Here is a 26,333-nt window from a genome sequence, read left to right as displayed (position 1 = left end):
GGTGAAAGTACTAGAAGCGATAAGTAATATAGCTGGAAAGTATTTTGCATTTTGGGTTATTTGTATTGCAGCTATTGCATATTTCATTCCTGGACCATTTCTTGGGTTAACTAGTTACATCACAATTTTACTTGGAGTTGTAATGTTTGGGATGGGATTAACATTAAAGGCTGTTGATTTTAAGATCATTGCTACAAAACCATTGCCAGTTATTATCGGTGTATGTGCTCAGTTTATTATTATGCCACTTGTCGCATACGTACTAGCCTACGTTATGAATCTGCCAGCTGAATTAGCGGCAGGATTAGTGTTGCTCGGTTCAGTACCGGGTGGCACTGCATCAAATGTTATGGTTTATTTAGCAAAAGGGAACTTAGCGTTGTCTATTGCAATGACTTCATTATCAACGTTACTAGCACCGATTGCTACACCTCTTATTTTATTATTACTCGCGGGACAATGGATGCCAGTGAATGCTATGTCTATGTTTCTTTCTATCGTACAAGTTATTATCATACCTATTATTTTAGGATTAGTAGTGAAGAAGTTTTTCCCTAAAACTGATACGAAAGGAATGACTGTTATCCCTTTCATATCAGTTGTAGCAATTATCATTATTGTTTCTGCAGTTGTTTCAGCGAATGTAAGTAGTATTACTTCTTCAGGCCTGCTTATCTTTATTGCAGTTATGCTCCATAATGCATTTGGCTTTTTACTCGGATATATAACAGCGTTCGTACTTAGACTAGACGAAGGGACAAGAAGAGCTATTTCAATAGAAGTAGGAATGCAAAATTCAGGATTAGGTGTTGCGCTGGCAACAGCACATTTTGGACCAGCAGCTGCACTTCCAAGTGTATTAGCGGCAGTGTGGCATAACATTGCAGGGCCGATTTTAGCAACTATCTGGTCGGAAAATGCAAAGAATACTTTCAGTGATGAAAATGTATCTATAAATATAGAAAAATAGAGATGGTAAAGAATGCAAAAACGTATTGTACATTTTGAAGGACTAGTTGTTTTCTTAGCCACGAGTTATGCGTATTCAATATATGAATTTAGTTGGATTATATTTTGGATATTCCTTTTAACGCCGGATTTATCCATGTTCGCGTATGGGATAAATAATCATGTAGGTGCTAAAATTTATAATATTTTTCACACATATATTATATCGATAGTAATAGCTATCATAGGTGTCTATTTTAAGGTAGATACAGTTATTATGATAGGATTAATATGGACAGCGCATATTGGAATGGATCGAATGTTTGGATATGGATTGAAATATGAGACGGATTTTAAGGATACTCATATTCAGAGGTTATAGTTGCTTTTGAGGAGAGGAATACATTGAAACAGAGAATTACTATCGAAGAATATAACATCAAATGGGAAAATGAATTTTATAGACTACAATCGCTCATTAACAATGTAATAAATGAACTAGTTTTGTCCATTGAGCATGTTGGGAGTACATCTGTTAAAGGACTTGCAGTAAAACCAGTATTAAATATTGATATAGTAATAGAAGAGTACGAAATTTTTCCTGAAGTAGTAAAAAGGCTTGAAACGATAGGATACTATCATCAGGCAGAATGGAGTTACAAAGGGAGAGAGGCGTTTGGCAGAAAGGATGCTTTCGTTCCGTGGAGTGAAGAAAGTACAGTTTGGATGGAACATCATTTATATGTGTGTGATAAAAATAGCGAAGAGTTAAGAAGACATATAGCGTTTCGGGATTACCTTCGTGAACATGAAGACGTTGTTGTTGAATATGGTCGTTTAAAGGAAGGGTTAGCAAGAGAATCAAAAAATCGATCCAGTTATAGTGAAGGTAAGACGGCATTTATTACAAATATATTGGGTAAAATAAACTAAGGTCGCATTGAGTATATGCGACCTATTCTTTTTTAATTGAAAGCTGCCACTATAAAATAATGGCAAACTGTCCCTGTTGATTGATGCGATTACTAAATATAATAGGAAATAAAATAGAAAAGAGCGGAAAAGAGGGAGTTTATGTATATACCAAAATATTTCGCAATACAAGATGAAGAGATGAAGTACGAAATAATGGAACAAAATAGCTTTGCAACATTATTTTCTCACCATAACGGGGAACCATATGCAACGCATTTACCGTTGTTATTAAATAGGGAAACACTCACGTTACATGGTCACTTCGCACGGCCGAATGAACAGTGGAAAGGTATTGAGAGTCAACAAGTGCTTGCTATATTCCAAGGGCCGCACAGTTACATATCGCCGTCATGGTATGAAACAAACAATGCAGTGCCAACATGGAATTACGTTGCAGTGCATGTATATGGAGAATTAGAAATTGTTGAGGATGAACAGGAATTAATAGACTCTCTTCAAGAATTAGTACATAAATATGAAGATTCAAAGAGCACGTACTCATTAAACGATGTAGATCCGAATTATATGGCAGGATTAAGTAAAGGAATAGTTGGTTTTAAAATTAAGATTAATAAAATAGAAGGAAAAGCGAAGTTAAGTCAAAATCATTCTGTAGAGAGACGGAATTTAGTTGTGGAGGAACTTAAGAAAGTTGGTAGTGAGGGGAGTAGGGGGATTGCGGAGTTGATGAGAAAATAAAGTCTACATGAAAGGAAAATATTCTAAATAAGCGTATTTAAAAAGACCTTCTTAATTGAAGGTCTTTCATTTTTTAAAGTGTTTTTTCAGCTGTTGTTGAGTTGTAGTCTTTACTTGCGTCAACAGATTGAACAAGGTCAGGTCTTTGTGGTGCAGGAAGATCAGCATGACCCGCTTGGTATGTAAATGAACTATGAATACCAGTAGCTAGAATACCGAAAACAGATAGTCCTAAAAAGACAGAGCTAATTTTTTTAATCATTTCAATGCCCCTTTCTCAAAAGTTTTTTCTTTTGCTTGTAACGCTTTATGAAAATATTCACTTGCCTTAATGTGGTTATTTTCACTATAAAATTTAACAGCTAATTTTTCTGAGTATTCTTGAGTGTAGTTATATAATAATTCTTTGTCGAAAAACGTAATTCCTTTAAGAATAATTGTTTCTAATTCTTCAGAAGCAACATTATTATTTAGTTCGTTTAGAATTTTAAAATGATATATATATTCTTCATTATTTAATTCAGTACAAATTTTTAACCCTTTTTGGATTAATCCTTCAGCAATACTAGTTTCATCTAGTTTAGAGTGTTCTCTTGCTTGCAAGAAGAGAGCTTTGAAATGTGTAGGTTTCTTTTCAGTTACTTCTGATAGGTGACGGATTGCGAGTGTGGAGAGGTTTTGACTCGCATATAACCAACCCAAATTATTACGTACACTTAAAATTAATTCTTTTTCATTAGATTTTTGTAAAAGGTGTATTGCTGAATTATATTGTTCTTCCGCTTGTTCATATTGTTTTAAATATACAAATGAGGCACCTAATGTATTTTTACATAATCCAACTTTAACTTCGTAGCCAGTTTGTTTATCGAAAATCTCTTTAGCCTTAGTTGCATATTCAATGGATTCAATTGGTTGATAAAAGTGATAATGGAAAATCGCCATTCGATAATAAAATTCAGCATGCTCTAGATTATCAGTGTTATTTACTAGTAATAACTTAGCTTGTTCATAATGTTCGCTAGCTAAGTTATAGTCTGTGGTTAAAGTTGCATAAATGCCTTTAAAGAAGTGATAGTAGTAAGCCAGTGGATGGTTGGATGAGATTAAGTAAGAATCTATTTTATCAAAACAATCTTTTGAAATACTTAAACTATCTACTAAAACTTTATATCGAAAGTCTAGTAAGGAATGATATAATGCTAAGTTTTCATCTTCTTCAAAGTTTAGTTCCTTTTCCTCAATTTCATGCTTTAAGTTTGTCGCCTGGGACACATCTTGTTTAAGCATAGCTAAATACCAATCATTAAATAATTTCGTAATTTGTTCATTACCTTGTAGTTGAACGTTCATGAAATCCCCTCGCTTTTTGAATATTCTTATAAAATATATTATCAAAAATAACAATATTTAGAAATGTAATTTTTATTTCTCAATATTTGTTTAATAAGCTCATGAGTAAGTCTATTGGAATAGTTAGGTTTTTGTTTTGGAGTAAAGAAAAGGAATCGGGGGAAGTGCATTTTAAAGTTCTAGTTGAGAGGGGAGAATATAAAAAAGTGTGTTCACATAATTTGTATGAACACACTTTTTTTATATTAGACAATCAAGTCCCACAAAAAGTACGATAAGGACGATTCGTCGGTGCAGGTGGAATGCAGTATTCTTCTTGTTCTGTCGCATACGCATAAGGATTTGATAGAGCTTCAAGAAGTTTCTCCATTACGCTATAGTCGTCATTTGTCACAGCAGCTTCCAGTGCTTCTTCTACGCGATGGTTTCTTGGGATGATGGATGGGTTATTATTTTTCATCATTTCGTAGGCGTTTTCTTTCGATTCTTCTTGTTTTTCTAATCGAGATTGCCACAGTTTGTACCATTCTTTAAATTCAGGGCTATCGAATAGAGGCGTATTTTCTAACGTATTAAGAGTTAATGAACGGAATGTATTTGTATAATCTGCTTTATATTTCTCCATCATTTTTAAAAGTTGCTCAATAAGTGAATGATCTTGTTCTTCGTTGCTAAATAGTCCTAATTTCTTTTTCATTCCAAGGAACCACTGGTTTTCATACTGTACGCTAAATTTTGAAATTTCATCTTGAGCAATCTTTAATGCTTCTTCTTCATCTTCGTGTAGAATTGGTATTAATGATTCAGCTAGTCGCGCGAGGTCCCATGCGGCCATATATGGCTGATTTCCATATGCGTAGCGACCTTGTGTATCAATGGAGCTAAATACGGTTCCTTGGTCGTAATTATCCATAAATGCACAAGGGCCGTAATCAATCGTTTCTCCGCTAATTGTTATATTGTCAGTGTTCATTACACCGTGGATAAATCCAACAAGTTGCCATTTAGCGATGAGGCTTGCTTGTTTCTTTATGACTTCTTGTAGCAATGCAGTATATCGATTTTCATGAGCTTCAATTTCTGGATAATGCCTTTTTATTGTATAGTCAGCTAGTGATTGAAGATCCTTGATAGAACCGCGAGCTGCAGCATATTGAAATGTGCCGACGCGTATATGGCTGCTTGCTACTCTAGTTAAAATAGCTCCAGGTAACTTTGTTTCACGATAGGTTGGTTCCCCAGTTGTGACAACTGCTAAGCTGCGGGTAGTTGGAATATCAAGTGCATACATTGCTTCGCTAATAATATATTCACGTAGCATCGGACCGAGTGCAGCACGACCATCACCACGGCGTGAATACGGAGTAGGGCCAGAACCTTTTAGCTGAATGTCAAAACGTTTACCTGAAGGAGTAATTTGTTCACCAATTAAAAGAGCACGACCGTCGCCTAACATATTAAAATGTCCGAATTGATGTCCAGCATACGCTTGCGCTAATGGATGAGCTCCTTCTGGGAGTGCATTACCGGCGAAAATAGCGATTTCGGCTTCTTTCTTCAATTCTTCAGGATTAAAGCCAAGAGATATCGCAAGTGAATGGTTTAGCTTAACTAACTCCGGTGAACTTACGGGAGTAGGGGGGATTTCTGTATAAAATGATTGTGGTAAAGTCGTATAACTATGATCTAAATTCCAACCAGCTTCATTATTTGTAGTCATTTTATCTCCTCCTTGTTTATTTTTTTATTATGTATTTGTACGTATGTATTCTTTGTAAAATTAGCTAAAAGTATAATATGATATTTCCCCTTGCAATCTATTGTAAGGACTTCACTGCACTATGTCTATTTAACAGTAAATATAAAGACTCCATTTTAAGAAAATGGAGTCTTTGTTATTATTTTATTTTTACAATTATTTTTCCTTTTGCTCTGCCAGCCTCTGAATATTCCATTGCTTTTTGCCCATCTTCAAAAGGGAAAACTCGATCGATTACCGGTTTGATTTTTCCGGCTTCAATATAATTTGCGATAGTACGTAATTGATCCCCGCTTGGCTTCATAAATAAAAATGAATATTGAGCATTATGCTTTTTTTTAAGTGCTGTAATTTTTTTACTTGCTAATGAAAATAAGAATGTTTTAAAAAGTCCGGAACCAAATTCTTTACCGAAACGAGCATTTGGCATTCCTGAAACGGAAACAATGTTGCCGCCGCTTTTTATAATATCGAATGATTTTTCAAGTGTTGTACCACCGATTGTATCAAATACTGCATGATAATCTTTTAGTATTTCTTCAAATTTTTCTGTTTTGTAATTAATAATTTGATCTGCGCCAAGAGACTTTACTAAATCGGAACCAGCTTCACTAGTAGTTGTTGTAACGGTAGCGCCCATTATTTTTGCTAACTGAATTGCGAAAGTACCAACACCACCAGACCCAGCGTGAATTAATATTTTTTGTCCTTTTTGTAAATGCATAATATCATGTAGTGCTTGATAGGATGTTAAGCCAACGAGTGGAATCGACGCCGCTTCCTCAAAACTTAAATTTTTTGGTTTTAAAGCTATATCATCCTCATGAATGGCTATATATTCCGCGAAAGTACCGATCTTATTTTTTCTTGGACGTGCATATATTTCATCGCCGACTTTAAAACGAGTCACTTTTGATCCAACCTTTACGATAACACCGGAAAAATCATTCCCAAGAATTAGGGGCATTTCATATTTAAGTAACATCTTTACTTTTCCATCACGTATTTTAAAGTCAATTGGGTTAATACTAGCTGCATGAATTTCTGCCAGCACTTCATGTTCATTTATTTCAGGAGTAGGTACTTCTGTCATACGCATTGGAACTTTCCCGTATTTATCAATTATCATTGCTTTCATTTCTTATACCTCCACATTTCAATAAAAGTTGTGTAATAGCTTTTCGATATCTAATACAAGATTTTTTAATAAACTTAATTTTGTACGTATATCAATATAATAAAAGTTTTTTGTACCTTCTTTTCGCATTAAAATAATACCAGCTTCTCGTAAAACCCGAAGGTGATGCGATACCGCTGGTCGAGAAAGGTGTGTTTGTTTCGTGATTTCTCCTACACGTAATCCGGTTTGGCATTCCGTTTCCATGAGAACTAACAAAATAGCTTGACGTGTTTCATCGCCAATTGCCAATAATACTTTTTGAGAATCAATAAAATCTTTTTTTATAACATTTAATTGTTCTTGTTTATTCATTTCAATCACTTTACCTCCAAAAAATTAGTCGAAAGGTTTAAGATGATGAACCATTACATCGATACGGTAATGCTACATGATTGTTGAATGAGCTGCAATATTGGGAAAGAAAATCGAGACGAATGAAATTTTATGAGTTGAAAATGGTAGGGGATAGAAAAGGCTTTAATGATATGTTATTTACAGATGAGAAAGGAAAAGGATTTTTAAAAAAAATAAGCGGTCGTACCCTGAATAACTTATAGGGTTACGACCGCTTATCATGTTTTTATTATGTTGGTGTCTACTAAAGTGAATTGTTTCGTTTTACTCTTTCATACATGCATAATTTAAACAGATTATAGATGTATGAAAAAGTAAAAGTAATTTGGGGCGTAATCTATCTATATGATAATTTAAAATGAATTATAAGTCTATATCTTTGTTGTTTTTTTGATTATATTTATGTCACTGAGCTCAGAACAATGATGTGGAGGGTAAATATATGAAATTGAATTACGTACCAGTTTTAATTATTGGAGGAGGATTATCAGGGTTAGCATCTGCGCTATTCCTTGCAAAACATAACGTTGATTATTCACTGGTTGAAAGGCACCCGTCTACTGCAATTCATCCAAAAGCAGGTGGAATCACTTTTCGTACGATGGAGTTATTTCGAGAATTGGGCTTAGAACAAAAAATTAGATCGGCGGGTAAAGCATTAGAAAATTGCCGAGGAAGAATAGCAGTTCATACAATAGCTGAGGCGAATAAGGAAGAATTAGCAAAAATGCGGGCGACTCAGTATGGAAACGATGAGAAGTTACTTCAAAAAATAGAAGAGATTAGTCCATCAAAACAAACGGCTTGTTATCAAATTATTTTAGAAGAGATGATGTTACAAGAAGCGAGAACATTAGGCGGAGAATTATCTTTTTATCATGAATTAGTTTCTTATGAACAAAATGAGCAAGGAGTAATCGCAACGATTCGGAATCGCGAAACGGAAGAAGAAAGTATTATTTATTGTGATTATGTAATTGCAGCGGATGGAGCGAAAAGTAAAATACGTAAGCAGCTAGGGATAAGTACTGAGGGACGAGGTACAATCGGTGGCTATTATATGAATGTTTATTTTGAAGCGGATTTAAGTGAGTTTATGCAAGGAGATGCATTTGGTTTTACTATGGTACTTCATCCGGAAGTTCTTGGTGCGCTTATTCCAGTTGATAACGAAAGAAGATGGATTTACCATGTATCCTACGATCCATTAAAAGGAGAGCGACCAGAGAATTTCACTATAGAACGTTGTAAACAAATCATTCAAACAGCAATTGGAAGCACAAATGTTGAGCCGGAAATAGTAAGTGTTTTACCGTGGGAAGCGACTGAAAGTACTGCTGCAAAATTTCAAGATAATCGCATTTTTTTAGTTGGCGATTCTGCACATATTATGCCGCCAACTGGAGGGTTTGGTTCAAATACAGGAATACAAGATGCGCACAATCTAGCTTGGAAATTAGCGGCTGTTATAAAAGGAAAAGCAAACCCGAAATTGTTAGAAACATATCATGAAGAGAGATATCCTGTTGCAAAATTAACGACAGATTATGCGAGTGGTTTACTGTTTCGTGCTGCGAATAGGGAGGGAGGCAGTTTAAATATTATGGATGGTTTAGCTGTAACTGTTGGGTATCAGTATTGTTCAAAAGCAATAATAGATGACTCAGACAATCCGCATAGAATGGGTATCATAGATTTGAACGGAAGACCTGGAACGCGAGCACCTCATTTTTTTGGAATGTATGAAGGGGAGAAAGTTTCTATATTAGACTTATTCGGTAACAATTTTGTATTACTTACTGAAGTAGAAAATAGTTCTTGGGCTGAAGCTGTATTTGATGTTTCATCTAAATTAGGAATAAATATAAAAGTTTACAGCGTTGGTTTAAGGGGAGACTTTATTACTCAAGAAAATGTTTTTTGTGAATTATATGGGATAGAGAATGAAGGAGTTGTACTAATTAGACCAGATGGCTTTATTGGATGGCGTTCGGAAAAAGCAGTGGTAAATCCAGATGTAATGCTGGAGGAGGTAATGAGTAATTTATTATGTGGTTTTTAAGTAACTAAGGAAGTATTGTCTTATATAGGACGATACTTCTATTTTTTTGGCTTACAAAATAAAATTGTTTAGTGAGGAGACATTATTATTATAAAAACATATGTAAATTAATTCCCTTTCTCTTTGTTGTTATTAGAATTTTTTTAGTTTTTAGTTATAAGTGTTGGCAATTACTAGATTGAATCATTTTTTTATTGTATTATATTTCCTAGAGATTATATATTACGCTAGGGAGTGGGACTATTTGACTATTGAACCTCTTATTTTATCAAATAAAGAAGTATATGTATTAACGGGTATATTTGACCATGAAACAATGATTGGAATTGAGAACCCCTTTGAAAATTGGTCAGATGAGGAAATAGACAAAGAATTAGATGTAATGTACGAGAATTGAACAAACGAAGAGCTACTCATAATAAAAGAAGATGAAACATTATGTGACAAACAACTTTTAGAATATTTTCGTATTTGTTTAACTACAGGATTTGTTATTGAAGTACAGATAAGTAAAAACAGCACTTTAGAAAAAAACATTTTCTATTTTAGTGAGAAAAAGGTTATACAAAATGTAATAACAGATGATAACGGTGAAAAACAATGTACATTTAAAGAATGCGGGACACCAGAGGTAGCTTGGCAATTTATATATCAAGCATTACAGCCTAAAAATACTTTCTCTCGTCCAAATTATACATTTAAAATCCCTTCTTCTGCATATAAGGAAACTATTTTAAATCAATCAAACAAGCAATTAGTAGATTACTTGAAACTTTACTTAGATGATGAAGCTTCCTTAGAGTTAGCAAACATTATACATAATCGTGAAGAATTAAATACTGTTCAAGTTCATTATTATATAAAGGACTCATGGTCTACAGACTGTATTCAGTTTTTATATAGTCAAAACCAATATTGGCTAATCCAAAAAGTTTTAGATAATAAGCAAACACAAACGAATTTTATTTGCCTTGATACCTTTACAATTACTGAAGAGATAAAGAAAATGGTACTTTATCTTAAATCATTAGGGGGTAAAACAAGGTGAGCGGTGAAATTAAGGTTACTCCTGAGCATTTAAGGAAACTAGCTTCTAATATAGAACAAACAGCTCATGAGCTATCTGAAACACATCAACGTATCAATCAGCAGTTATTTGATCTTCCTTTCCAAGTATCCGGAAGAGATGCTGTGTTAAATCAATCCCAATACGCAGGCTCAGTGTTAGCTACTATAACGACAGTTTTAAAAGAACATAGTGATGCATTAAGAAAAGCTGCTGATCGTTTTGAGAAGGCTGATCAACAAGAAGTTTCATTTGGGGAAGAAGCAATTGATGTTAATTGGTTTGCACCGTTGGGTGGCGATATTGGTGATTGGAAAGAGAACCCTACGGGATCATTATTTACTTTACTTGGTACTGTAACTGAAGGTGCAGCTGCCTACAAGTTGGCAGCTTTACATAATAAAGGTTTGCGTGTAACACCCTTCACAAATAAAAAAGGAAAAGAAATGGTAAGATTTCAAAATCGGACCGTACTAAAGGATAAAAATGGACTTAATGTGATAAGGCGTACAAAATTACCTTTAGCCGAAGTAAAGCAAATAGACGATGTAAAAAGATATGTTTTATCACCAAAAGAAATTCTTAAAGATTCATTGAAATTAAAAACAAATGTTTTAGGCTATGCAGCTGTAGGATGGGATGTAATTAATGATACAAAGGAAAATATTGAAAATAAAGCGTCAAAAACTAAGATAGCTGGTGATATTATTGGTGATGCAGCAATTGGGATTGGTTCTACTGCTGCTAGTGCATTAACTGGTGCTGCAATAGGTACAGTAATTGGGGGACCAATTGGAACTGTAGTTGGGGCCGGAATTGGCTTTGGTGTTTCTATCGGGATAAGTTGGTTAACAGATGGAATCAAATTTAACAAAGGTGATTGGAATCATGATGGCAAACAGGATTCGGTAAAAGATAGAGTTAAATCAGGAATTGGAAATGTATTAGATAAAATTTTTTAATTTTTATGAGGTGTATAATGGACAAATATAATGGCAACAGCATAGATGATTGTATGCGGATATTAATACCATTTGATATAAGAAATATTGTAGGGGCCTTTGTGTGGGTTATCATGAATTTTATGCTACTCATCATTTTATTCATATTTCCACCGTACAATATATACTCTTACGCAGCTTTTCCATTTTATGTGATATGTAATCTATGGGGAATTTGGGTTTCTATTCATAAGCCTCGGCAGCCTCAATTGCAACATTTACTATATTCTGGATTTGTTGCGTTAAGTATTTCATTTTGTAGTTTTATAGCTGTGCAAAAGTTAGCTTACGAATTCGTAGAAATAGAATCTCCTTTATTTTTTATTCTATCGCTTATTGCATATAGTTTAATTGTTTATAAATCTGAATTATTCTGGATTAAATATTTTACAGCCCGCTTAAGGGGGATCACTGATCAAGATGTGAAAATCCCTAAAATTGTATATTTTTCGGGTTTAGGTTATATGATTGGTCAAGTTAGTATTGGAATTTTGAGCCAAAAAGCTATGGCGATTGTGCTAATCGTTATTTTTTCATTTATTTCAGTTGTTTTCCTAGCGCTAAGTACACATTTGTATTTTTACTTTGATTTCAAAAAACAAGGTATTACTTCGCGACATTTAAAAGAATTATATTTTCAAAAGAAGCCTAAACTGTCAAGGAAGGAAAGGAGACAATCCACGGCTGCTTCGGGACATGTAAATATACCTCATTCTCAAAAGAAAACTAAACTTACAAGAAAGGAGAAAAGACAATGAATTCACAACTTCTCCCTATAGGATCTATTGTAATTTTAAAAGAAGGTACAAAGAAACTTATGGTTTTTGGGCGAAAACAACAAGTAGCAACGGATGAGGTAAGAAAATTCGATTATATGGGATGTCCTTATCCAGAAGGCTATATGAATCCAGATTTCACTTATTTATTTAATCATGATGATATTCAAGAAGTTGTTTCAACTGGATATGAAGATCAGGAAGAGCGTACTTTCCAAGAAAATGTATTATCTAAAATACAATAAGAAATAATGTAAAAAAACTGTTTAAACAAGCAGTTTTTTTTTACATTATTTCTTATTAGTGATGCAGCAAATGGAACCCTTATTGGAGTGGAATAAGCTTGGATGTTTTTATAGAAATTAATATAGAAACTGATGGAATCAAATTTAACAAAGGTGATTGGAATCATGATGGTAAACAGGATTCGATAAAAGATAAAGTTAAAACTGGAATCGGAGCAGCTTTAGATAAAATTTTTTAGTTTTTGGGAGATTAATATGGAAAAATACCACGGAAAAAGCATAGAACAAATTATTCGGAAATTGATGCCTGACAGTGTAAGATCGAGTGTCGTTATGGTGTGGGTAGTGATTAATTTTATGATTTTAACCCCATTTTTATTTCCTCCAACCTTTACTATATACTTATATATAATTTTACCTTTTCTTTTGATTGCTAATATATGGGGAGTATGGGTATTTTTTTATAAACCAAATGAGCCAAGGTTGGTACACATTTTATATAATGGATTTATGGGGATAACTTTTTCTTTTGGAAGCTTTATAGTGATTCAAAAGATTGCATATACTTTTATTAAAATTGAAACACCTCTGTTTTTTATTGTTACTTTTGTGCTTTACATTTTTACAATTTATAAATTGATTTCTATTGGAATGAAAAGTTTTTTAAGGCGATTAAACAATGAAGAAAATGACAATATAAAAATTTCTCCAATTGTTTATTTATCAGGATTGGGATATGTTATTGGACAAATATGTATAGGTACATTATCACAAAACGGTTTAGCGACGGTCTTAATTTTAGTCTTTTCTTTATTTGCTGTTGTGCTTAGTATATCTGGAGTATATATATGGGTATATGTTGATTTGAAGAGGAAGGAAATGGATGGGATGCATAATGGACAAATATAATGGCAACAACATAGTGGATTGTATACGAATATTAATACCATTTGATATAAGGAATGTTATAGGGGCCTTTATGTGGGTTTTCATGAATTTTCTTCTACTCATCATTTTATTCATATTTCCACCGTACAACATATACTCTTACGTAGCTTTGCCATTTTATGTGATATGTAATCTATGGGGGATTTGGGTTTTCTTTTATAAGCCTCGGCAGCCTCAATTGCAACATTTACTATATTCTGGATTTGTTTCGTTAAGTATTTCATTTTGTAGTTTTATAGCTGTGCAAAAGTTAGCTTATGAATTCGTAAAAATAGATTCACCTTTATTTTTTATTCTATCGCTTATTGCATATAGTTTAATTGTTTATAAATCTGAATTATTCTGGATTAAATATTTTACAGCTCACTTAAGAGGGATAACTGATCAAAATGTGAAAACCCCTAAAATTGTATTTTTTTCAAGCTTAGGTTATATAATTGGTCAAATTAGTATTGGAATTTTGAGCCAAAAGGCTTTGGCTATTTTATTAATCATTCTCGCCTCATTTTTTTCGTTGTGTTCTTAGCTCTAAGTACACATTTGTATTTTTACTTTGATTTTAGAAAACAAGGTATTACTTCGGGACATTTAAAAGAATTACATTCTCAAAAGAAGTCTAAATTGTCAAGGAAGGAAAGGAGACAAACCATGGCTGCCTCGGGGCATGTAAATATACTGCAATCTCAAAAGAAAACTAAACTTACAAGAAAAGATATACGAAATTAAGAATTTGTAATTAAATAAAACCTAGGTTTACGTAAATATCACGTCAAATGATAATAGAATTTTATCTTGTATGAATGGAAATTAAAGAAGTTAGATAGGAATCAGGCTGTACAGAAAAATTCGATAGGTTCAAATACTAATTAGTATGAGATATATAACTTATACTGATTAAAGCTTCGCCGTACGGAAAAAATAATATTCACAAATATTAATAGGTTTGGTATGATTAATTTCGACAAGTTAATCGAGGCCGGAGATATTTGAGATAAGCCATAAATTTATTTAGGGATACAGAAGTGTCCTCTAAATAAATTATGGCTTTTTTTATTGATGAACTGTAATCAATAAGGAGTTACATGTGAATAGGAGGGATATGGAAAATAAATAGTATAGTAATAACATAGAGGAATTATATTTGTAAGATTGGAATTTTAATATAGGCTTATAAAATAATGAAAGTGTATCTTCTATTTCGTGTAAATCTCATTAACTTGTTGAAATTTGCAACGTAGGAAGGGTTAGAAGGATGAGAAAAATTATTAGCGTGTTAGTTATTTTCTTTATGACGGGAAGCATCTTTGCTGGGGGAGCTGTTCATGCAGAAGCAGAAGGGAAGCATGAATGGAATACAAATAAGTTTTTAAACATTGCACATCGCGGAGCAAGTGGACATGCACCTGAGCATACTTTTGCTTCTTATGATTTAGTGAAAAAAATGAAAGCGGATTATTTGGAGTTAGATATTCAATTAACTAAGGATGGCCAATTAATTGCAATGCATGATACAGCAGTTGACCGCACTACAAATGGAACAGGTGAAGTACGAGATAAAACACTAAGTGAAATAAAAAGCTTAGATGCAGGAACTTGGTTCAATAAAGCTTATCCAGAAAAGGCTAAGCAAGAGTATGTTGGGCAAAAAGTTCCGACTCTTGAAGAAATTTTCCAAAAGTACGGAAGAAGCATGAAGTATTACATTGAAACAAAATCACCAGATGTGTATCCAGGAATGGAAGAGAAATTATTAGCTTTATTAAAAAAATATAATTTAGTAGGTCAAAACATGTCTTCTAGCCGTGTTATGATTCAATCATTTAGTAAAGATAGTTTAACAAGAATTAATAGTATGAATAAAAATATTCCGTTAGTTCAACTGCTTTGGTATTATCCAAATGAAAACAATGAGATTGTTGAATGGTCTGGCATTACACATGAACCGAAAAGTGTAACAAATGAAGATTTTCAAGAAATTAAAAAGTATGCAGTTGGTATTGGACCAAACTTACGTAATGATAACGGAGAACTAATTATTGATGAGTCATATATGAAAATGGCTAGAAATAATGGACTGCTAATTCATCCTTATACAATTAATGAGAAACCAGATATGAGATTGTTAATTAAATGGGGTGCTACAGGAATGTTTACAAATTATCCTGATCGATTACATAGTGTGTTAAAAGAAAAATAAATAGGAGAAAAGGTATACCGACGTTTTGGTATACCTTTTTCTATTATGCTAGATTATAGTAGTAGGATACATACTCTTCTAAGCCTTGAACTTCTTTTTCAGGTGGCTCAATACCGCCTTTTCTACCGTAGCAAATATTTCTCAAGTATTCTCCGAAAATCATAGAGCGACTCTTCTCATTTTCCATCCAATTATATCTATTAATTATAAATTCACCATCGAAACTTGTATCAAGTGTATATGGGATACAAGTAATAGTTTTAGGTAAATGTTTTTTTAATACTCTATATTGCCGACCAGCGCCTAAACTTTTGCATACAAATAGTAGCCGATTGATCTTTGTAAAATCAAAAATCTTTTTCGCTTCCATTACATTAGCGATAGAATGGAGGGAGTTTTTCTCGAACATGATAGCATCTTTTGGTACGCCATGTTCCATTAATTTATTTACAATTACTTCTGCTTCTGACAAATCCCCGTAATTCCAGCTCGGATGTTTCATGCCATGCAAACTAGTACCGCCTGTAACGATAATTTGATTTCCCAAACCTTGTCGATAAGCTTCTAGAGGAGCTTCCCAATTGCCAGGATGAGAACCGCCGAACACGAAAATTGCATCACATTTTTGTGGTGTAATGTCTTTTAGAAAAGTGATTTCTGTAATTTGATCGATTTGTTTTTTCGTAAGAGTAGGGACATTAGGATATTTAGGGATTACCATGTGAAAACCTCCTATATAATGAAATGACAAATTCATTATATAGCGATTTTATTAAGTGAAAAAAGGGAAGCATTTCATTTGAAAGTACCCCTTTTAAGATAACTCTCCAATAAACCAAATCTCTTTTTCATCGATTGCATCCCCATCATAAATGACTTCTTGAAAGTGCAACATTTGGGCAGTAGGACAAATTGAAATTCCCCATGTTTCCCAAAAATCAATTTCATTCGAAAGAAGAATCCATTTTTGAAATTCATTATTTCTATTGAAAAAGTTATGAAAGTAGTCATCGTTTTTGAATACGATAATTTGTGATCTCCATAAATTCTCTATAGAAATTAAAGTAACAACTCGATATGTATGTGTATCACTCGGTTTTATTTTTATTAAATGATTTACTCGATCTATTAAGGTTTGTATACATAATCGTTTTACTTTTCTAGGTGTTTTATGAGACTCAATAAAAGCTTGAGAAACTGGTAAAGGCATATACCAATATTCATCGTTATAAAAAGTAGAAGGGAACGTTTTTGTATGTTCTTCAATTCGCTGTATCATCGTGTTTGTTTTACGCTTCACCCCACGTATTTTCTTTTCACGCATTGTCAAATCATCTCCATAAATTTTTGTAGTGCAGCTGAGTGATATATATCTTTTCTAGTAATAAAAGTAGTAGGAACTTTTTTGAATCTATTAGGTAAAGGATTGAGTGATAAGTTATGTGTATGATCGTTTAAAATAGATTTCATCATAATCGCTACTCCCATACTTGATTTTACACATGCAAGTATAGCTTCAATTGTTCCGAACTCTAATACTCGTTTAGGCGAGACTCCTTCTTCTTGAAGCCAGTCCTCTAATAAACTTCTATAATAGCAACCGTGACTAAAAGCGAGTAAATTCATATCTTCTATATTTTTAAGAGAGGATAAAGGTTTTTTACTGATGAGAACTAATTCTTCTTCACGAAATACATTTGTATGAAGTTCAGTATGCTGAGTAGAGCCAGCTATAAACGCTCCGTCTAGTTTTCGATCTAATACAAGACTAATTAGTTGTTCGGTCGTATTTGTTTCTAAAATCAATTCGACTCCTGGGTATTTCTCATAATAGGCCGTTAATATAGATGGCAGCCTAACCGCGGTTGTAGATTCTGTACATCCGATTTTCAAAGTACCTTTAGGGGCGGTTCCATTACTTTGAACCGCTTTTATAGATTGATCCATTAAGTGGATAATTTGTTTGGCGTATGTTAATAAAATCTCACCGTTAGAAGTTAATGTTACACCTTTTCCGTTACGATAAAATAAAGGCACACCTAATTCGTTTTCTAGTTGTTTCATACGCATTGTTACGCCTGATTGTACATAGTTCAAATTTTTCGCTGCGTGAGAAATATTACTTTCCTTTGCCACTTCGTAAAATATAGTTAAATCTTTTATGTCCACGTATCATCCCTCCGAAAAGGTATCAATTTTTTTGATGGATTATATGATGAATCTTTATTTTATATGATATCAGAACTTTCATACAATGGAAGGGGATGGAGGGATTACAGTGTTAATCGAAGAAAGAATGAATCGTGCTTATAAGTGGGTTATGTTAATGTTTGCGACGATTGCGCAAACAACAGCAACACTTATAACATATGGTGTTGGAGCTTTCGCTTTATTTTGGAAAGAAGAATATGCGCTTACAAATATGGAAAGTGGATTGTTAGTAAGTGTTGTAAATGTTGGACCGTTATTTTGCATGCTTTTTGTCGGTCGATTACTGGATCAATATAATGAAAAATTATTAATTTCTATCAGTTCATTTTTATTAGGAGGTTCGTTTTTACTAACTAATATAGTAAGTGGATTGAATGGTCTGTTATTTGTACTTTTATTAGTAGGAATGTTTTATAGTGTTTCCCAGCCAGGAGGAAGTAAAGTGATTTTGAAATGGTTTTCAAAAGAAAATCGTGGATTAGCGATGGGAATAAGACAAGCTGGTATACCGATTGGTGGCGCATTAGCGGGAGTGCTAATCCCATTTCTTACGATACAATATAATGTGACTTACGCGATAAATAGTATGGCATGCATTTGTATAATTGGAGGATTATTATTTTTTATGTTTTATAAAGAGCCATATGTTCAAGTGGATGCAAGGAAAGGACATATTAAAATTTCTTTTTGGACGCAGCTAAAAGTAGTGATATGTAAAAAAGAGTTGTATCCAATATATATAACGGGTATTTGTATGATTTCATTGCAAATGGTGTTAGTTGGACACTTTATGAAATTTTTAGTAAAGGAACAATCTATCACATCTATTGTAGCCGGAACAGTATTTTCAGTGATGTTCTTTTCTGGAATGATTGGCCGTGTTATATTAGCATCTATTAGTGATTTGTTTTATAATGGAAATCGGCGCACGCCATTATTTATAGCTGTCTGTGCTTCTATCGGTTTAATTCTATTGTTAGTCATGAACATACATACGGTAACGACTGGTGTATTGTATGGTGTAAGTGCATTGTTAGGTTTCTTTTCAATTGGTTGGTTTAGTCTTTTTATCGCCGAAATTGCTGAATTGGCGAGTGAAGATTCCGTTGGGATAACGGTTAGTTTGGCACTTACATTCAATCAAATTGCTATTATTGTTGCACCTATTTTATTTGGTTATATTGTAGATAAGAAAGGGTATACGTATGCGTGGTTATGTATAGTGGTATTACTATGTATCTCAGCAGTCAGTTTATATAGAAAAAACAAAAAATAAAGGGAAGTTAGCAATGTAAATTTTGTATGAAGAAAATCTAAAGAAATGCCGAATGAGCGACATTTCTTTTTTTATTTGTTGTATAATCAAAACATAAATGAGAGTTATTTTCAATGATGTTCATTGCCTGTAATTTTAGACATAATGAGTTGTTTTTCTGTATCGTTATTTGCATGATTTATTTTGATTGAAAATTTTCAGTAGCATTTCTCTTTAAAGTTATAATCTATTTTACTTAATATTAAATTATAACTATATTTTATTATAGGATAGTGAAACATCATATCACCTAAACGATTATCTCTATCTGTATTTTTCATCTTAACAACTCCGTTTTTTATCCCGCATTAACGGGCAGTAAGACCCCCACCTCAAAATTCAGCGGAGGCAAAGAAGTTAGGTGGGGGTCGGGCTGCCCGTAAAAGCCCGATTGGTGAGGGCTGATTAAAGTTTCACTTTATAGTGTGTAACAAATGTTACATAAGATATTGAAATTATAGTAGGGTGCATCCGATTGTAAGGTGGAAATTTTGCAAGAAAGAAATACAATAGAGAGTAGCCAAAAACTGAATATGAGAAAAGGGAATCTAGTTCACTTGGATGAATAATAGATAGTTATTGTAAAAAATTTGAAAATTAATAGATATAGAATAGAATAGAATGGAATGGATGTGCGTTAAGTGAAACTAGATAAAAGAGGGTTCCTATTATGTTAAAGAAATGGTTAATCGTTTTCTTTATTTTTGCTATTTTTTGTGGGAGTGTCGTTGCACTCATACATGCAAGTAAAGGAAAGAAATATGATATAAAGGCATTTTCTAATGTAAATAGTAAGCAAAAGGACGATATGCAAGAAGTTGATGCCAATGAGAAAAAGCACTATGAAGTTGTAGCTGGAAAACTAGATCAATATTTAAAAGATAAAGGATTTAATGGAAGTGTTCTTGTAGCTAGTAAAGACCATGCGATTTTACGAAAAGGTTATGGGTATGCAAATGTGAAAGATAAAGTATTCACAACGCCAAGAACGAAATATCGCATTGGTTCTATTACGAAAACAGTCGTTGCAATATCTATTATGCAGCTAAAGGAAAAAGGGAAATTAAATATTGAAGACAATGTAAATAAGTATATTCCATCGTTTCCGGCAGATAAAAACATTACGTTACGAAATTTGTTAACACATACGTCCGGGTTACCAGATCAGGGACAAGGTAGGGTAGATGCGGCGTCACGATTAAAGTTAGTAACGTGGATTGGCGCGCAAAAATTGCAATTTCCTGCAGGGACAGGATGGAAATATACAGACTATAATTATATGGTACTTGCGTATATTGTAGAAAAAATAGCAAATAAACCGCTCGCTGAATATGTGAAAGAAAATATTTTTACTCCTGTTGAAATGCATGAGTCTGGAATGGGGGCAACTCTCCCTGAAGATATTTTTTTAGCAGAAGGTTATACGAGAAAAGATAATGAGTTAATCGCTACACCCCGTTTGAAAATGAACTGGTTGTATGGGTGTGGTGAAATGTATACGACTGTTGAAGATATGAAAAGACTAGATGAGGCAATAATGGATGGGAAACTGTTATCGAAACAAAGTGTCTCAGATATGTTTACTGCATCACCTGCAAGAAAATATGGATTTAGTTTCTATACGTATCCAGATTATTATCATAACCATGGCGTATTAGCAGGTTGGAATACTTTTAATAATTTTAACTGGGATAAAAAAACGTTCGTCATATTATTCTCTAACGTTCAAAATGGTATGAATGATGCATTTAATCAAGAGTTTAGGAAAATGGCGAATGATTTAATAGAAGAAAAGGGAGCATAAAAGAGAAAGAGCCTCTAGCGAGAGGCTCTTCTTTTTATAGAGTTGAAAACTCTTCAACAAGTGAGCTAAAACGATTTAGTGCACTCTCAATCGGTTCAGGAGTAGTTAAATCAACACCAGTTTTTTTCAATAAGTTTAATGGGTAGTCTGAACTTCCGCTTTTAAGGAATTCAATATAATGTTTTTGAGCATTTGGATCGCCGCTCAATAATTTATCGGCAATTTGGATTGCAGAAGCGAATCCAGTTGCATATTTGTATACGTAAAATGGACGATAGAAATGCGGTATTCTAGCCCATCCGTATTTTACTTCTTCGTCAAATACGAGAGAGTCGCCATTATACTCTCTAAATAAGTTTTCATAAACTTCACTAAAGACTTGGGCATTTAATGGTTTACCTTGCTGCGCCATTTCATGTGTGATTTTTTCAAACTCAGCGAACATGATTTGTGTAAAGAAAGTGCCTTTAAATTTATCAATGAAATGGTTTACTAAATGATTACGTACATTAGCATCTTTTGCTTCTTTTAATAAATGATGAATTAATAGCACTTCATTTACTGTAGAAGCGACTTCTGCAACAAAAATAGTATAGTGTGCAGAAATTCTTGGTTGGTATCCGTGTGAGTAGTGCGTATGCATACCGTGCCCACATTCGTGAGTAAGAGTGAAAAGGCTATTTAAATCATCATGATGATTTAAAAGAATGAAAGGGTGAACGCCGTATACACCAAAGTTATAAGCGCCGGAACGTTTTCCTGGCGTTTCTCTCACGTCGATATAACGTTTATCTTTAAAGCTTTTTAATGTTTCACTATATTCTTCACCTAATGGAGCTAGTGATTCAATCATGATGTCAAACGCTTTGTCATATGGAATGTCTTGTATTACACCCGCTACTAAATCAACGCTCAAATCGTACTGGCGTAGTTCATCTACATTTAATTTTTCTTTTCGAAGTTCATTATAAGTATGTAGTGATTGAATATTTTTTTTCGTCGTATCAATTAAATTTTCATATACTTCTTTCGGAACCATGTCGCCAAATAATGATTTTTCTAAAGCTGATGGATAGTTTCTTAGCTTTGAAACAGTAACATTATTTTTAATAGCAGCAGATAAAGTAGACGCGATAGAATTTTTTAATTGTACGTATGGCTTGTAATAAGCTTTATAGACTTCTTTACGTTTCTCGCGATTCTCATCTTCTATTAACTTTGCATACATCCCGCGTGTTAAATTTACTTTTTCTCCATCATCATTTGTAATTTCTCCAAATAGTATATCTGCATTATTTAACATGCCGTATGTATGCTGAGGAGAGGAAAGTGCTTCACCCATTTGTGATAAAATCTCTTCTTGGTCCTTATTCAATACGTGTTTTTTATAACGATATAATTCAAATAAGTCTTCTTTATAATATTGTAAGCCTTCTGCTTCTTCTATGTAAGAATGTAATGTGTCTTCATCTATGCTAAGTAAGAATGGAGAAAAGAAAGATTTAGCCGCACTTACTTTCACGTGCAATTGTGACACTTTATCAACAAGAGATTGAGCGTCAGTATCACGCGTATCAAGATCAGATTGTAATCGCGCATAAGCAAACATTAAAGATATTATGCTAGATATTTCTTCGCTCTTTGTTAAATAAGCTAATAAGCTATTACCGTCGTGAATATTGCCATTAAATTCGTGTAATTCTTTCGTTAACATTTCAATTTTATGAAAATCGCTTTCCCAATCTTCAATTGTATGGTAAATATCCGTTAAATCCCATTTCTCTTTCTCATCTACTTGTAGTCGCTCTTTAAGTTCAGTCATAATCATTTCCTTTCTAAATATGTAGTTATATTCCTATATAACTATGAAATACAACAAATTGCAAAAAATCCCTGCTGAAAATTGAAAAGCCTTGCTAAAATGGCAAGGCTTGAAAAATTATAATGTAATTCCGAATTTTGAATGTAAAAGATTTTTATATTGCACATCTGTAAGGCTTTCTTTCGTTTTTTTACCGTTTTTTGCTATTGTCAGACTATCCTTCGTTAAAGATGCATGCCCATCTTCAGTTAGTTTTACAATAAGAGGTACTTTATTAAATGGTGAGCCCTCATGTTCAACGATAATTTTTTGTGCCGCATTTGCTTTTTCTTCAGTGACTTCTTCTAAATAAAATGCATAGCCTAACGTCCAATCATCAGCAGAAGATTGATCCAAAAACTCATTATTTTTACGCATCTCTAACATGTAGTTTCCCTTTTCGGTCATTTCTTTACGAATACGATAATCTCCTGTAACGGAGTGAATGACTTCACCTGAGAAAGGGACAGGTGCAAGAGGTAAGTATGATCCGAATCCTACTTCAATTAAATAAAGTTCATTATGATATGTTAAAACGGTTGCGATATGACCAGAATCAACAGCCCATGTAGAATTTGCAGCATTGTACACTGTTCCTGAAACGAGATGAACATCAAATCCAGCGTCTTTAAGGAAGTAATACATAGTAGGATTAAGTTCATAACAAAGACCGCCACGGTTGTTTACTAAAATTTTTTCTTTTAAATTTTCTTTTGATATTTCTGTAAAGTTGTTTTCGAGAATATTTAAGTTTTCAAAAGGGATAGTTTGTGCCATCGCGTACATAATGTTAGGTAAATCTTCAAATGAAAATTTGTCTTTTTCTTCTATATGTAATCGTGCGAAAAATTGTTTTTGAAAGTCGGTCATAGAAATCCCTCCGTCATGTTTTTATAGATAAATTGTAAACAATCTTGAATAAGATGTGAAATAAAACTACTTTGAAGTATTTGTTAAATATGTGAAGTTAGACTAAAAATAATGTGGGAGAGTGAGAGATTGCTACTTTACTAATTGTAGAACGAATATTATAATAATTTCGATAAACTATGCAAACGTTTTCTTGAAAAGGGGATGGTGTAAATATGTTGAAAAGAATAATAGTAGTCGGCTTGTCGATTGTTTTGTTTTTACCTAGTATATATGGGAGGAGTAAAGTATATGCAGATACGGTTAACAATGGAACGTTAATGCAGTATTTTGAGTGGTATGCTCCGAATGATGGGAATCATTGGAATCGTTTGCATTCGGATGCTGGAAATTTAGCTCAGAAAGGAATTACATCTGTCTGGATACCGCCTGCATATAAAGGAACTACGCAAAATGACGTAGGATATGGAGCGTATGATTTATATGATTTAGGAGAATTCAATCAAAAAGGAACGGTGCGGACGAAATATGGGACAAAAGCACAGTTAAAATCTGCAATTGAAGCTTTACATAAGCAAAACATCGATGTATATGGCGATGTAGTTATGAATCATAAAGGTGGAGCAGATTATACTGAAACTGTAACAGCTGTTGAGGTAGACCGTAACAATCGAAATATTGAGGTATCAGGTGATTATGAAATTAATGCATGGACAGGGTTTAACTTTCCAGGGCGTGGCGATGCTTATTCTAATTTCAAATGGAAATGGTATCATTTTGACGGAACGGATTGGGATGAAGGAAGGAAATTAAATCGAATTTATAAATTTAGGGGGATAGGTAAAGCGTGGGACTGGGAAGTGTCTAGCGAGAATGGAAATTATGATTATTTGATGTATGCAGATCTTGATTTTGATCATCCAGATGTTGCGAATGAGATGGAAAATTGGGGAACTTGGTATGCGAATGAATTAAATTTAGATGGCTTTCGTTTAGATGCTGTTAAACATATTGATCATGAATATTTACGCGATTGGGTAAATCATGTCAGACAGCAAACAGGAAAAGAAATGTTTACGGTGGCTGAATATTGGCAAAATGATATCCAGACTTTAAATAATTATTTAGCGAAAGTCAATTATAATCAATCTGTATTTGATGCACCACTGCATTACAATTTTCATTATGCTTCAAAAGGAAATGGGAATTATGATATGAGAAATATTTTAAATGGAACAGTAATGCAAAATCACCCCACACTTGCAGTTACTCTCGTTGAGAATCATGATTCTCAGCCTGGACAATCATTGGAGTCTGTAGTAAGTCCGTGGTTTAAACCGTTGGCATATGCATTTATTTTAACTCGTGCAGAGGGCTATCCTTCAGTTTTCTATGGTGATTACTATGGTACAAACGGAAATAGTAGTTATGAAATTCCAGCGTTAAAAGATAAAATAGATCCGATTTTGACGGCACGAAAAAACTTTGCATATGGTACGCAGCGTGATTATTTAGACCATCCAGATGTAATTGGATGGACAAGAGAAGGTGATGGTGTACATGCGGATTCTGGTCTAGCAACATTAATCTCAGATGGGCCAGGAGGATCAAAGTGGATGGAAGTTGGAAAGAATAACGCAGGGGAAGTATGGTACGATATGACGGGTAATCAAACAAACACTGTAACAATTAATAAGGACGGATGGGGGCAGTTCCATGTAAGTGGAGGATCAGTTTCCATATATGTTCAGCAGTGAATTGATGATAAAAAAGAAGAGGAAGACTGAAATATAAGTCTTTCTCTTCTTTTTATATTATGCATATTTATTTTTCCTGAATCTTTATTGGAATAAAAGAGCTAGTCGACCTTTATAACAACAAGAGAGGCATTGGAATATATAATGTCACCCGAAGCTTCTCTTATTCGTACTCGAAGAACATCCCCTTGATTTAAAGATAGTAAATCAGTTCTGGCGGATGTGGAGCTTACCCCAGAACCCCCACCAACTCGCGTTTCAATTGCGAATTGAATAGAATCGTTTATTGTAAGATTTAATATACTAGACGATATAGCTTGTAGTACAAATACAATTGAAAAGGATACAGAGTACACGCCAGTGGTATCAATTGTAACAGAATTATTTAATGGATTTAGAGTAGTTCCACTAGCAGGTCCTGGAATTGTAAAATTAACATTTGTATTAACTATTGCTGAAAAACCGATTCCTACTTCAGAAGTGATTGTTCCAAATACGGGAAGAATTCCTAAACCAGTTGCGCCGGTAGGTCCTGTAACCCCAGTGGGCCCAGTTATTCCAATTCCGGTAGGTCCTGTAACCCCAGTGGGCCCAGTTATTCCAATTCCGGTAGGTCCTGTAACCCCAGTGGGCCCAGTTATTCCAATTCCAGTAAAACCTGTCGCACCGGTAGGTCCTGTGATTCCAGTAGGTCCGGTCGGAAATGTAAATGGTGGAATTGGTGGAAGTGTGGGACCAATTAAACCTGGTTCAAGAGCAGGTCCATGTAAAATAATATATTGTTCGCTCATATAGTAACCTCCTATGATTGCTTGTCATAATTATTAAATGTATTAGAGAAAGTAAATGACATTCGCAATAGCGGAGGCGCGTATTTAATTTTTTGCAGTGAAATTAAAGTTATTACTTTAAAGTTCGATACAATAAAAAAACAGTATTGGAATTGCTATAG

The 26,333-nt window shown here is 33.7% G+C and carries 26 protein-coding genes and 3 pseudogenes; 17 read left to right on the top strand and 12 right to left on the bottom strand.

Going from position 1 to position 26,333, the window contains the following annotated elements; all coding sequences use genetic code 11:
• Position 1: 1 nt before the first annotated feature.
• The 4 genes from AAG068_RS17265 (at position 2) to AAG068_RS17250 (ending at position 2,622) form a co-directional block, all read left to right on the top strand.
• Entirely contained in the window at positions 2–970 is a 969-nt protein-coding gene (locus AAG068_RS17265) for a bile acid:sodium symporter family protein (protein WP_342715148.1), read from the top strand.
• A 12-nt stretch (positions 971–982) separates the two neighbouring features.
• Entirely contained in the window at positions 983–1,330 is a 348-nt protein-coding gene (locus AAG068_RS17260; RefSeq protein WP_342715147.1) for a DUF4260 domain-containing protein, read from the top strand.
• 23 nt (positions 1,331–1,353) lie between these two features.
• Positions 1,354–1,881: a GrpB family protein gene (locus AAG068_RS17255; protein WP_342715146.1), complete on the top strand. Its 528-nt coding sequence runs from the start codon at positions 1,354–1,356 to the stop codon at positions 1,879–1,881.
• 141 nt (positions 1,882–2,022) lie between these two features.
• Positions 2,023–2,622, top strand: a complete 600-nt coding sequence (locus AAG068_RS17250) for an FMN-binding negative transcriptional regulator (RefSeq protein WP_342715145.1) — start codon at positions 2,023–2,025, stop codon at positions 2,620–2,622.
• Between the two features lie 73 nt (positions 2,623–2,695).
• Here the strand turns inward: AAG068_RS17250 and AAG068_RS17245 are convergent, their stop codons facing one another.
• From AAG068_RS17245 to AAG068_RS17225, 5 genes are all read right to left on the bottom strand, one after another.
• A complete protein-coding gene (locus AAG068_RS17245; RefSeq protein ID WP_342715144.1) occupies positions 2,696–2,884 on the bottom strand; it encodes a Phr family secreted Rap phosphatase inhibitor in 189 nt (62 codons plus the stop codon).
• Positions 2,881–3,975, bottom strand: coding sequence for a RapH N-terminal domain-containing protein (locus AAG068_RS17240; protein ID WP_062922501.1), 1,095 nt, complete (start codon positions 3,973–3,975; stop codon positions 2,881–2,883). Before AAG068_RS17240 ends, AAG068_RS17245 begins: the two co-directional genes overlap by 4 nt.
• 253 nt (positions 3,976–4,228) lie before the next feature.
• On the bottom strand, positions 4,229–5,695 hold the full coding sequence (locus AAG068_RS17235) for a protein adenylyltransferase SelO (RefSeq protein WP_342715143.1): 1,467 nt from the start codon (positions 5,693–5,695) through the stop codon (positions 4,229–4,231).
• Positions 5,696–5,873: 178 nt separating this feature from the next.
• Complete coding sequence (locus tag AAG068_RS17230; protein WP_342715142.1) at positions 5,874–6,872, bottom strand: NADP-dependent oxidoreductase; 999 nt, start codon at positions 6,870–6,872, stop codon at positions 5,874–5,876.
• An 18-nt stretch (positions 6,873–6,890) separates the two neighbouring features.
• The gene (locus tag AAG068_RS17225) at positions 6,891–7,235 is read right to left on the bottom strand and encodes an ArsR/SmtB family transcription factor (protein WP_342715141.1); all 345 of its coding nucleotides are present in this window, start codon (positions 7,233–7,235) and stop codon (positions 6,891–6,893) included.
• 113 nt (positions 7,236–7,348) lie between these two features.
• Between AAG068_RS17225 and AAG068_RS17220 the strand changes: the two genes are divergently transcribed.
• The 10 genes and pseudogenes from AAG068_RS17220 to AAG068_RS17175 all read left to right on the top strand — a co-directional run bounded on the left by AAG068_RS17220 (position 7,349) and on the right by AAG068_RS17175 (position 15,563).
• A complete protein-coding gene (locus AAG068_RS17220) occupies positions 7,349–7,471 on the top strand; it encodes a hypothetical protein (protein ID WP_342715140.1) in 123 nt (40 codons plus the stop codon).
• A 239-nt stretch (positions 7,472–7,710) separates the two neighbouring features.
• Positions 7,711–9,330, top strand: coding sequence for an FAD-dependent oxidoreductase (locus tag AAG068_RS17215; RefSeq protein ID WP_342715139.1), 1,620 nt, complete (start codon positions 7,711–7,713; stop codon positions 9,328–9,330).
• 244 nt (positions 9,331–9,574) lie between these two features.
• Positions 9,575–10,378: pseudogene (locus AAG068_RS17210) on the top strand (hypothetical protein).
• A complete protein-coding gene (locus tag AAG068_RS17205; protein ID WP_342715138.1) occupies positions 10,375–11,358 on the top strand; it encodes a WXG100 family type VII secretion target in 984 nt (327 codons plus the stop codon). The pseudogene AAG068_RS17210 and the gene AAG068_RS17205 overlap by 4 nt, the downstream one beginning before the upstream one ends.
• A gap of 17 nt (positions 11,359–11,375) precedes the next feature.
• Entirely contained in the window at positions 11,376–12,155 is a 780-nt protein-coding gene (locus tag AAG068_RS17200; protein ID WP_342715137.1) for a hypothetical protein, read from the top strand.
• Positions 12,152–12,418: a DUF4176 domain-containing protein gene (locus tag AAG068_RS17195; RefSeq protein ID WP_342715136.1), complete on the top strand. Its 267-nt coding sequence runs from the start codon at positions 12,152–12,154 to the stop codon at positions 12,416–12,418. The genes AAG068_RS17200 and AAG068_RS17195 overlap by 4 nt, the downstream gene beginning before the upstream one ends.
• A 98-nt stretch (positions 12,419–12,516) precedes the next feature.
• Complete coding sequence (locus AAG068_RS17190) at positions 12,517–12,657, top strand: hypothetical protein (RefSeq protein WP_154696872.1); 141 nt, start codon at positions 12,517–12,519, stop codon at positions 12,655–12,657.
• 16 nt (positions 12,658–12,673) lie between these two features.
• Positions 12,674–13,327: a hypothetical protein gene (locus AAG068_RS17185; protein WP_342715134.1), complete on the top strand. Its 654-nt coding sequence runs from the start codon at positions 12,674–12,676 to the stop codon at positions 13,325–13,327.
• A pseudogene (locus AAG068_RS17180) lies at positions 13,302–14,092 on the top strand (hypothetical protein). Before AAG068_RS17185 ends, AAG068_RS17180 begins: the two are co-directional and overlap by 26 nt.
• 526 nt (positions 14,093–14,618) lie before the next feature.
• On the top strand, positions 14,619–15,563 hold the full coding sequence (locus AAG068_RS17175) for a glycerophosphodiester phosphodiesterase (protein ID WP_342715133.1): 945 nt from the start codon (positions 14,619–14,621) through the stop codon (positions 15,561–15,563).
• Between the two features lie 43 nt (positions 15,564–15,606).
• Here AAG068_RS17175 and AAG068_RS17170 read toward each other — a convergent pair whose 3' ends face one another.
• From AAG068_RS17170 to AAG068_RS17160, 3 genes are all read right to left on the bottom strand, one after another.
• Positions 15,607–16,284, bottom strand: coding sequence for a YdcF family protein (locus AAG068_RS17170; RefSeq protein WP_342715132.1), 678 nt, complete (start codon positions 16,282–16,284; stop codon positions 15,607–15,609).
• A gap of 93 nt (positions 16,285–16,377) precedes the next feature.
• Positions 16,378–16,887 carry a DUF3916 domain-containing protein gene (locus AAG068_RS17165; protein WP_342715131.1) on the bottom strand — a complete coding sequence of 170 codons (510 nt, stop codon included), beginning with the start codon at positions 16,885–16,887 and terminating at the stop codon, positions 16,378–16,380.
• Positions 16,888–16,889: 2 nt separating this feature from the next.
• A complete protein-coding gene (locus AAG068_RS17160; RefSeq protein WP_342715130.1) occupies positions 16,890–17,732 on the bottom strand; it encodes a LysR family transcriptional regulator in 843 nt (280 codons plus the stop codon).
• An 85-nt stretch (positions 17,733–17,817) separates the two neighbouring features.
• Here AAG068_RS17160 and AAG068_RS17155 point away from each other — a divergent pair, with 85 nt between their 5' ends.
• Positions 17,818–19,050: an MFS transporter gene (locus tag AAG068_RS17155; protein ID WP_342715129.1), complete on the top strand. Its 1,233-nt coding sequence runs from the start codon at positions 17,818–17,820 to the stop codon at positions 19,048–19,050.
• 110 nt (positions 19,051–19,160) lie between these two features.
• On the opposite strand, the pseudogene AAG068_RS17150 reads toward AAG068_RS17155, so the two are convergent.
• Positions 19,161–19,370: pseudogene (locus AAG068_RS17150) on the bottom strand (hypothetical protein).
• Positions 19,371–19,759: 389 nt separating this feature from the next.
• On the opposite strand from AAG068_RS17150, the gene AAG068_RS17145 reads away from it, so the two are divergent.
• Positions 19,760–20,893, top strand: a complete 1,134-nt coding sequence (locus AAG068_RS17145; protein WP_342715128.1) for a serine hydrolase domain-containing protein — start codon at positions 19,760–19,762, stop codon at positions 20,891–20,893.
• A gap of 34 nt (positions 20,894–20,927) precedes the next feature.
• Here AAG068_RS17145 and pepF read toward each other — a convergent pair whose 3' ends face one another.
• Complete coding sequence (gene pepF / locus AAG068_RS17140) at positions 20,928–22,715, bottom strand: oligoendopeptidase F (protein ID WP_342715127.1); 1,788 nt, start codon at positions 22,713–22,715, stop codon at positions 20,928–20,930.
• 117 nt (positions 22,716–22,832) lie between these two features.
• Positions 22,833–23,624 carry an arylamine N-acetyltransferase family protein gene (locus AAG068_RS17135; protein WP_342715126.1) on the bottom strand — a complete coding sequence of 264 codons (792 nt, stop codon included), beginning with the start codon at positions 23,622–23,624 and terminating at the stop codon, positions 22,833–22,835.
• A 215-nt stretch (positions 23,625–23,839) separates the two neighbouring features.
• Here AAG068_RS17135 and amyS point away from each other — a divergent pair, with 215 nt between their 5' ends.
• Positions 23,840–25,381 (top strand): alpha-amylase, encoded by a 1,542-nt coding sequence (gene amyS, locus AAG068_RS17130; RefSeq protein ID WP_342715125.1) that lies wholly within the window; start codon positions 23,840–23,842, stop codon positions 25,379–25,381.
• 101 nt (positions 25,382–25,482) lie between these two features.
• Here amyS and betA read toward each other — a convergent pair whose 3' ends face one another.
• On the bottom strand, positions 25,483–26,172 hold the full coding sequence (gene betA / locus AAG068_RS17125) for a collagen-like exosporium glycoprotein BetA (protein WP_342715124.1): 690 nt from the start codon (positions 26,170–26,172) through the stop codon (positions 25,483–25,485).
• Positions 26,173–26,333 lie beyond the last annotated feature (161 nt).

This window comes from Bacillus paramycoides (assembly GCF_038971285.1).
GTDB lineage: Bacteria > Bacillota > Bacilli > Bacillales > Bacillaceae_G > Bacillus_A.
Note: the sequence above shows the minus strand (reverse complement) of the source record. Positions and strands in the feature narration are given on the sequence as shown.

What these genes read in the sequence shown, in the direction of transcription:
- AAG068_RS17260 (WP_342715147.1), top strand. Translation starts at nt 983, where the DNA reads ATGCAAAAACGTATTGTACATTTTGAAGGACTAGTTGTTTTCTTAGCC.
- AAG068_RS17250 (WP_342715145.1), top strand. Translation starts at nt 2,023, where the DNA reads ATGTATATACCAAAATATTTCGCAATACAAGATGAAGAGATGAAGTAC.
- AAG068_RS17245 (WP_342715144.1), bottom strand. Translation starts at nt 2,884, where the DNA reads ATGATTAAAAAAATTAGCTCTGTCTTTTTAGGACTATCTGTTTTCGGT.
- AAG068_RS17240 (WP_062922501.1), bottom strand. Translation starts at nt 3,975, where the DNA reads ATGAACGTTCAACTACAAGGTAATGAACAAATTACGAAATTATTTAAT.
- AAG068_RS17235 (WP_342715143.1), bottom strand. Translation starts at nt 5,695, where the DNA reads ATGACTACAAATAATGAAGCTGGTTGGAATTTAGATCATAGTTATACG.
- AAG068_RS17230 (WP_342715142.1), bottom strand. Translation starts at nt 6,872, where the DNA reads ATGAAAGCAATGATAATTGATAAATACGGGAAAGTTCCAATGCGTATG.
- AAG068_RS17220 (WP_342715140.1), top strand. Translation starts at nt 7,349, where the DNA reads ATGAAATTTTATGAGTTGAAAATGGTAGGGGATAGAAAAGGCTTTAAT.
- AAG068_RS17215 (WP_342715139.1), top strand. Translation starts at nt 7,711, where the DNA reads ATGAAATTGAATTACGTACCAGTTTTAATTATTGGAGGAGGATTATCA.
- AAG068_RS17200 (WP_342715137.1), top strand. Translation starts at nt 11,376, where the DNA reads ATGGACAAATATAATGGCAACAGCATAGATGATTGTATGCGGATATTA.
- AAG068_RS17195 (WP_342715136.1), top strand. Translation starts at nt 12,152, where the DNA reads ATGAATTCACAACTTCTCCCTATAGGATCTATTGTAATTTTAAAAGAA.
- AAG068_RS17185 (WP_342715134.1), top strand. Translation starts at nt 12,674, where the DNA reads ATGGAAAAATACCACGGAAAAAGCATAGAACAAATTATTCGGAAATTG.
- AAG068_RS17175 (WP_342715133.1), top strand. Translation starts at nt 14,619, where the DNA reads ATGAGAAAAATTATTAGCGTGTTAGTTATTTTCTTTATGACGGGAAGC.
- AAG068_RS17170 (WP_342715132.1), bottom strand. Translation starts at nt 16,284, where the DNA reads ATGGTAATCCCTAAATATCCTAATGTCCCTACTCTTACGAAAAAACAA.
- AAG068_RS17165 (WP_342715131.1), bottom strand. Translation starts at nt 16,887, where the DNA reads ATGCGTGAAAAGAAAATACGTGGGGTGAAGCGTAAAACAAACACGATG.
- AAG068_RS17155 (WP_342715129.1), top strand. Translation starts at nt 17,818, where the DNA reads ATGGAAGGGGATGGAGGGATTACAGTGTTAATCGAAGAAAGAATGAAT.
- AAG068_RS17145 (WP_342715128.1), top strand. Translation starts at nt 19,760, where the DNA reads ATGTTAAAGAAATGGTTAATCGTTTTCTTTATTTTTGCTATTTTTTGT.
- pepF (WP_342715127.1), bottom strand. Translation starts at nt 22,715, where the DNA reads ATGACTGAACTTAAAGAGCGACTACAAGTAGATGAGAAAGAGAAATGG.
- AAG068_RS17135 (WP_342715126.1), bottom strand. Translation starts at nt 23,624, where the DNA reads ATGACCGACTTTCAAAAACAATTTTTCGCACGATTACATATAGAAGAA.
- amyS (WP_342715125.1), top strand. Translation starts at nt 23,840, where the DNA reads ATGTTGAAAAGAATAATAGTAGTCGGCTTGTCGATTGTTTTGTTTTTA.
- betA (WP_342715124.1), bottom strand. Translation starts at nt 26,172, where the DNA reads ATGAGCGAACAATATATTATTTTACATGGACCTGCTCTTGAACCAGGT.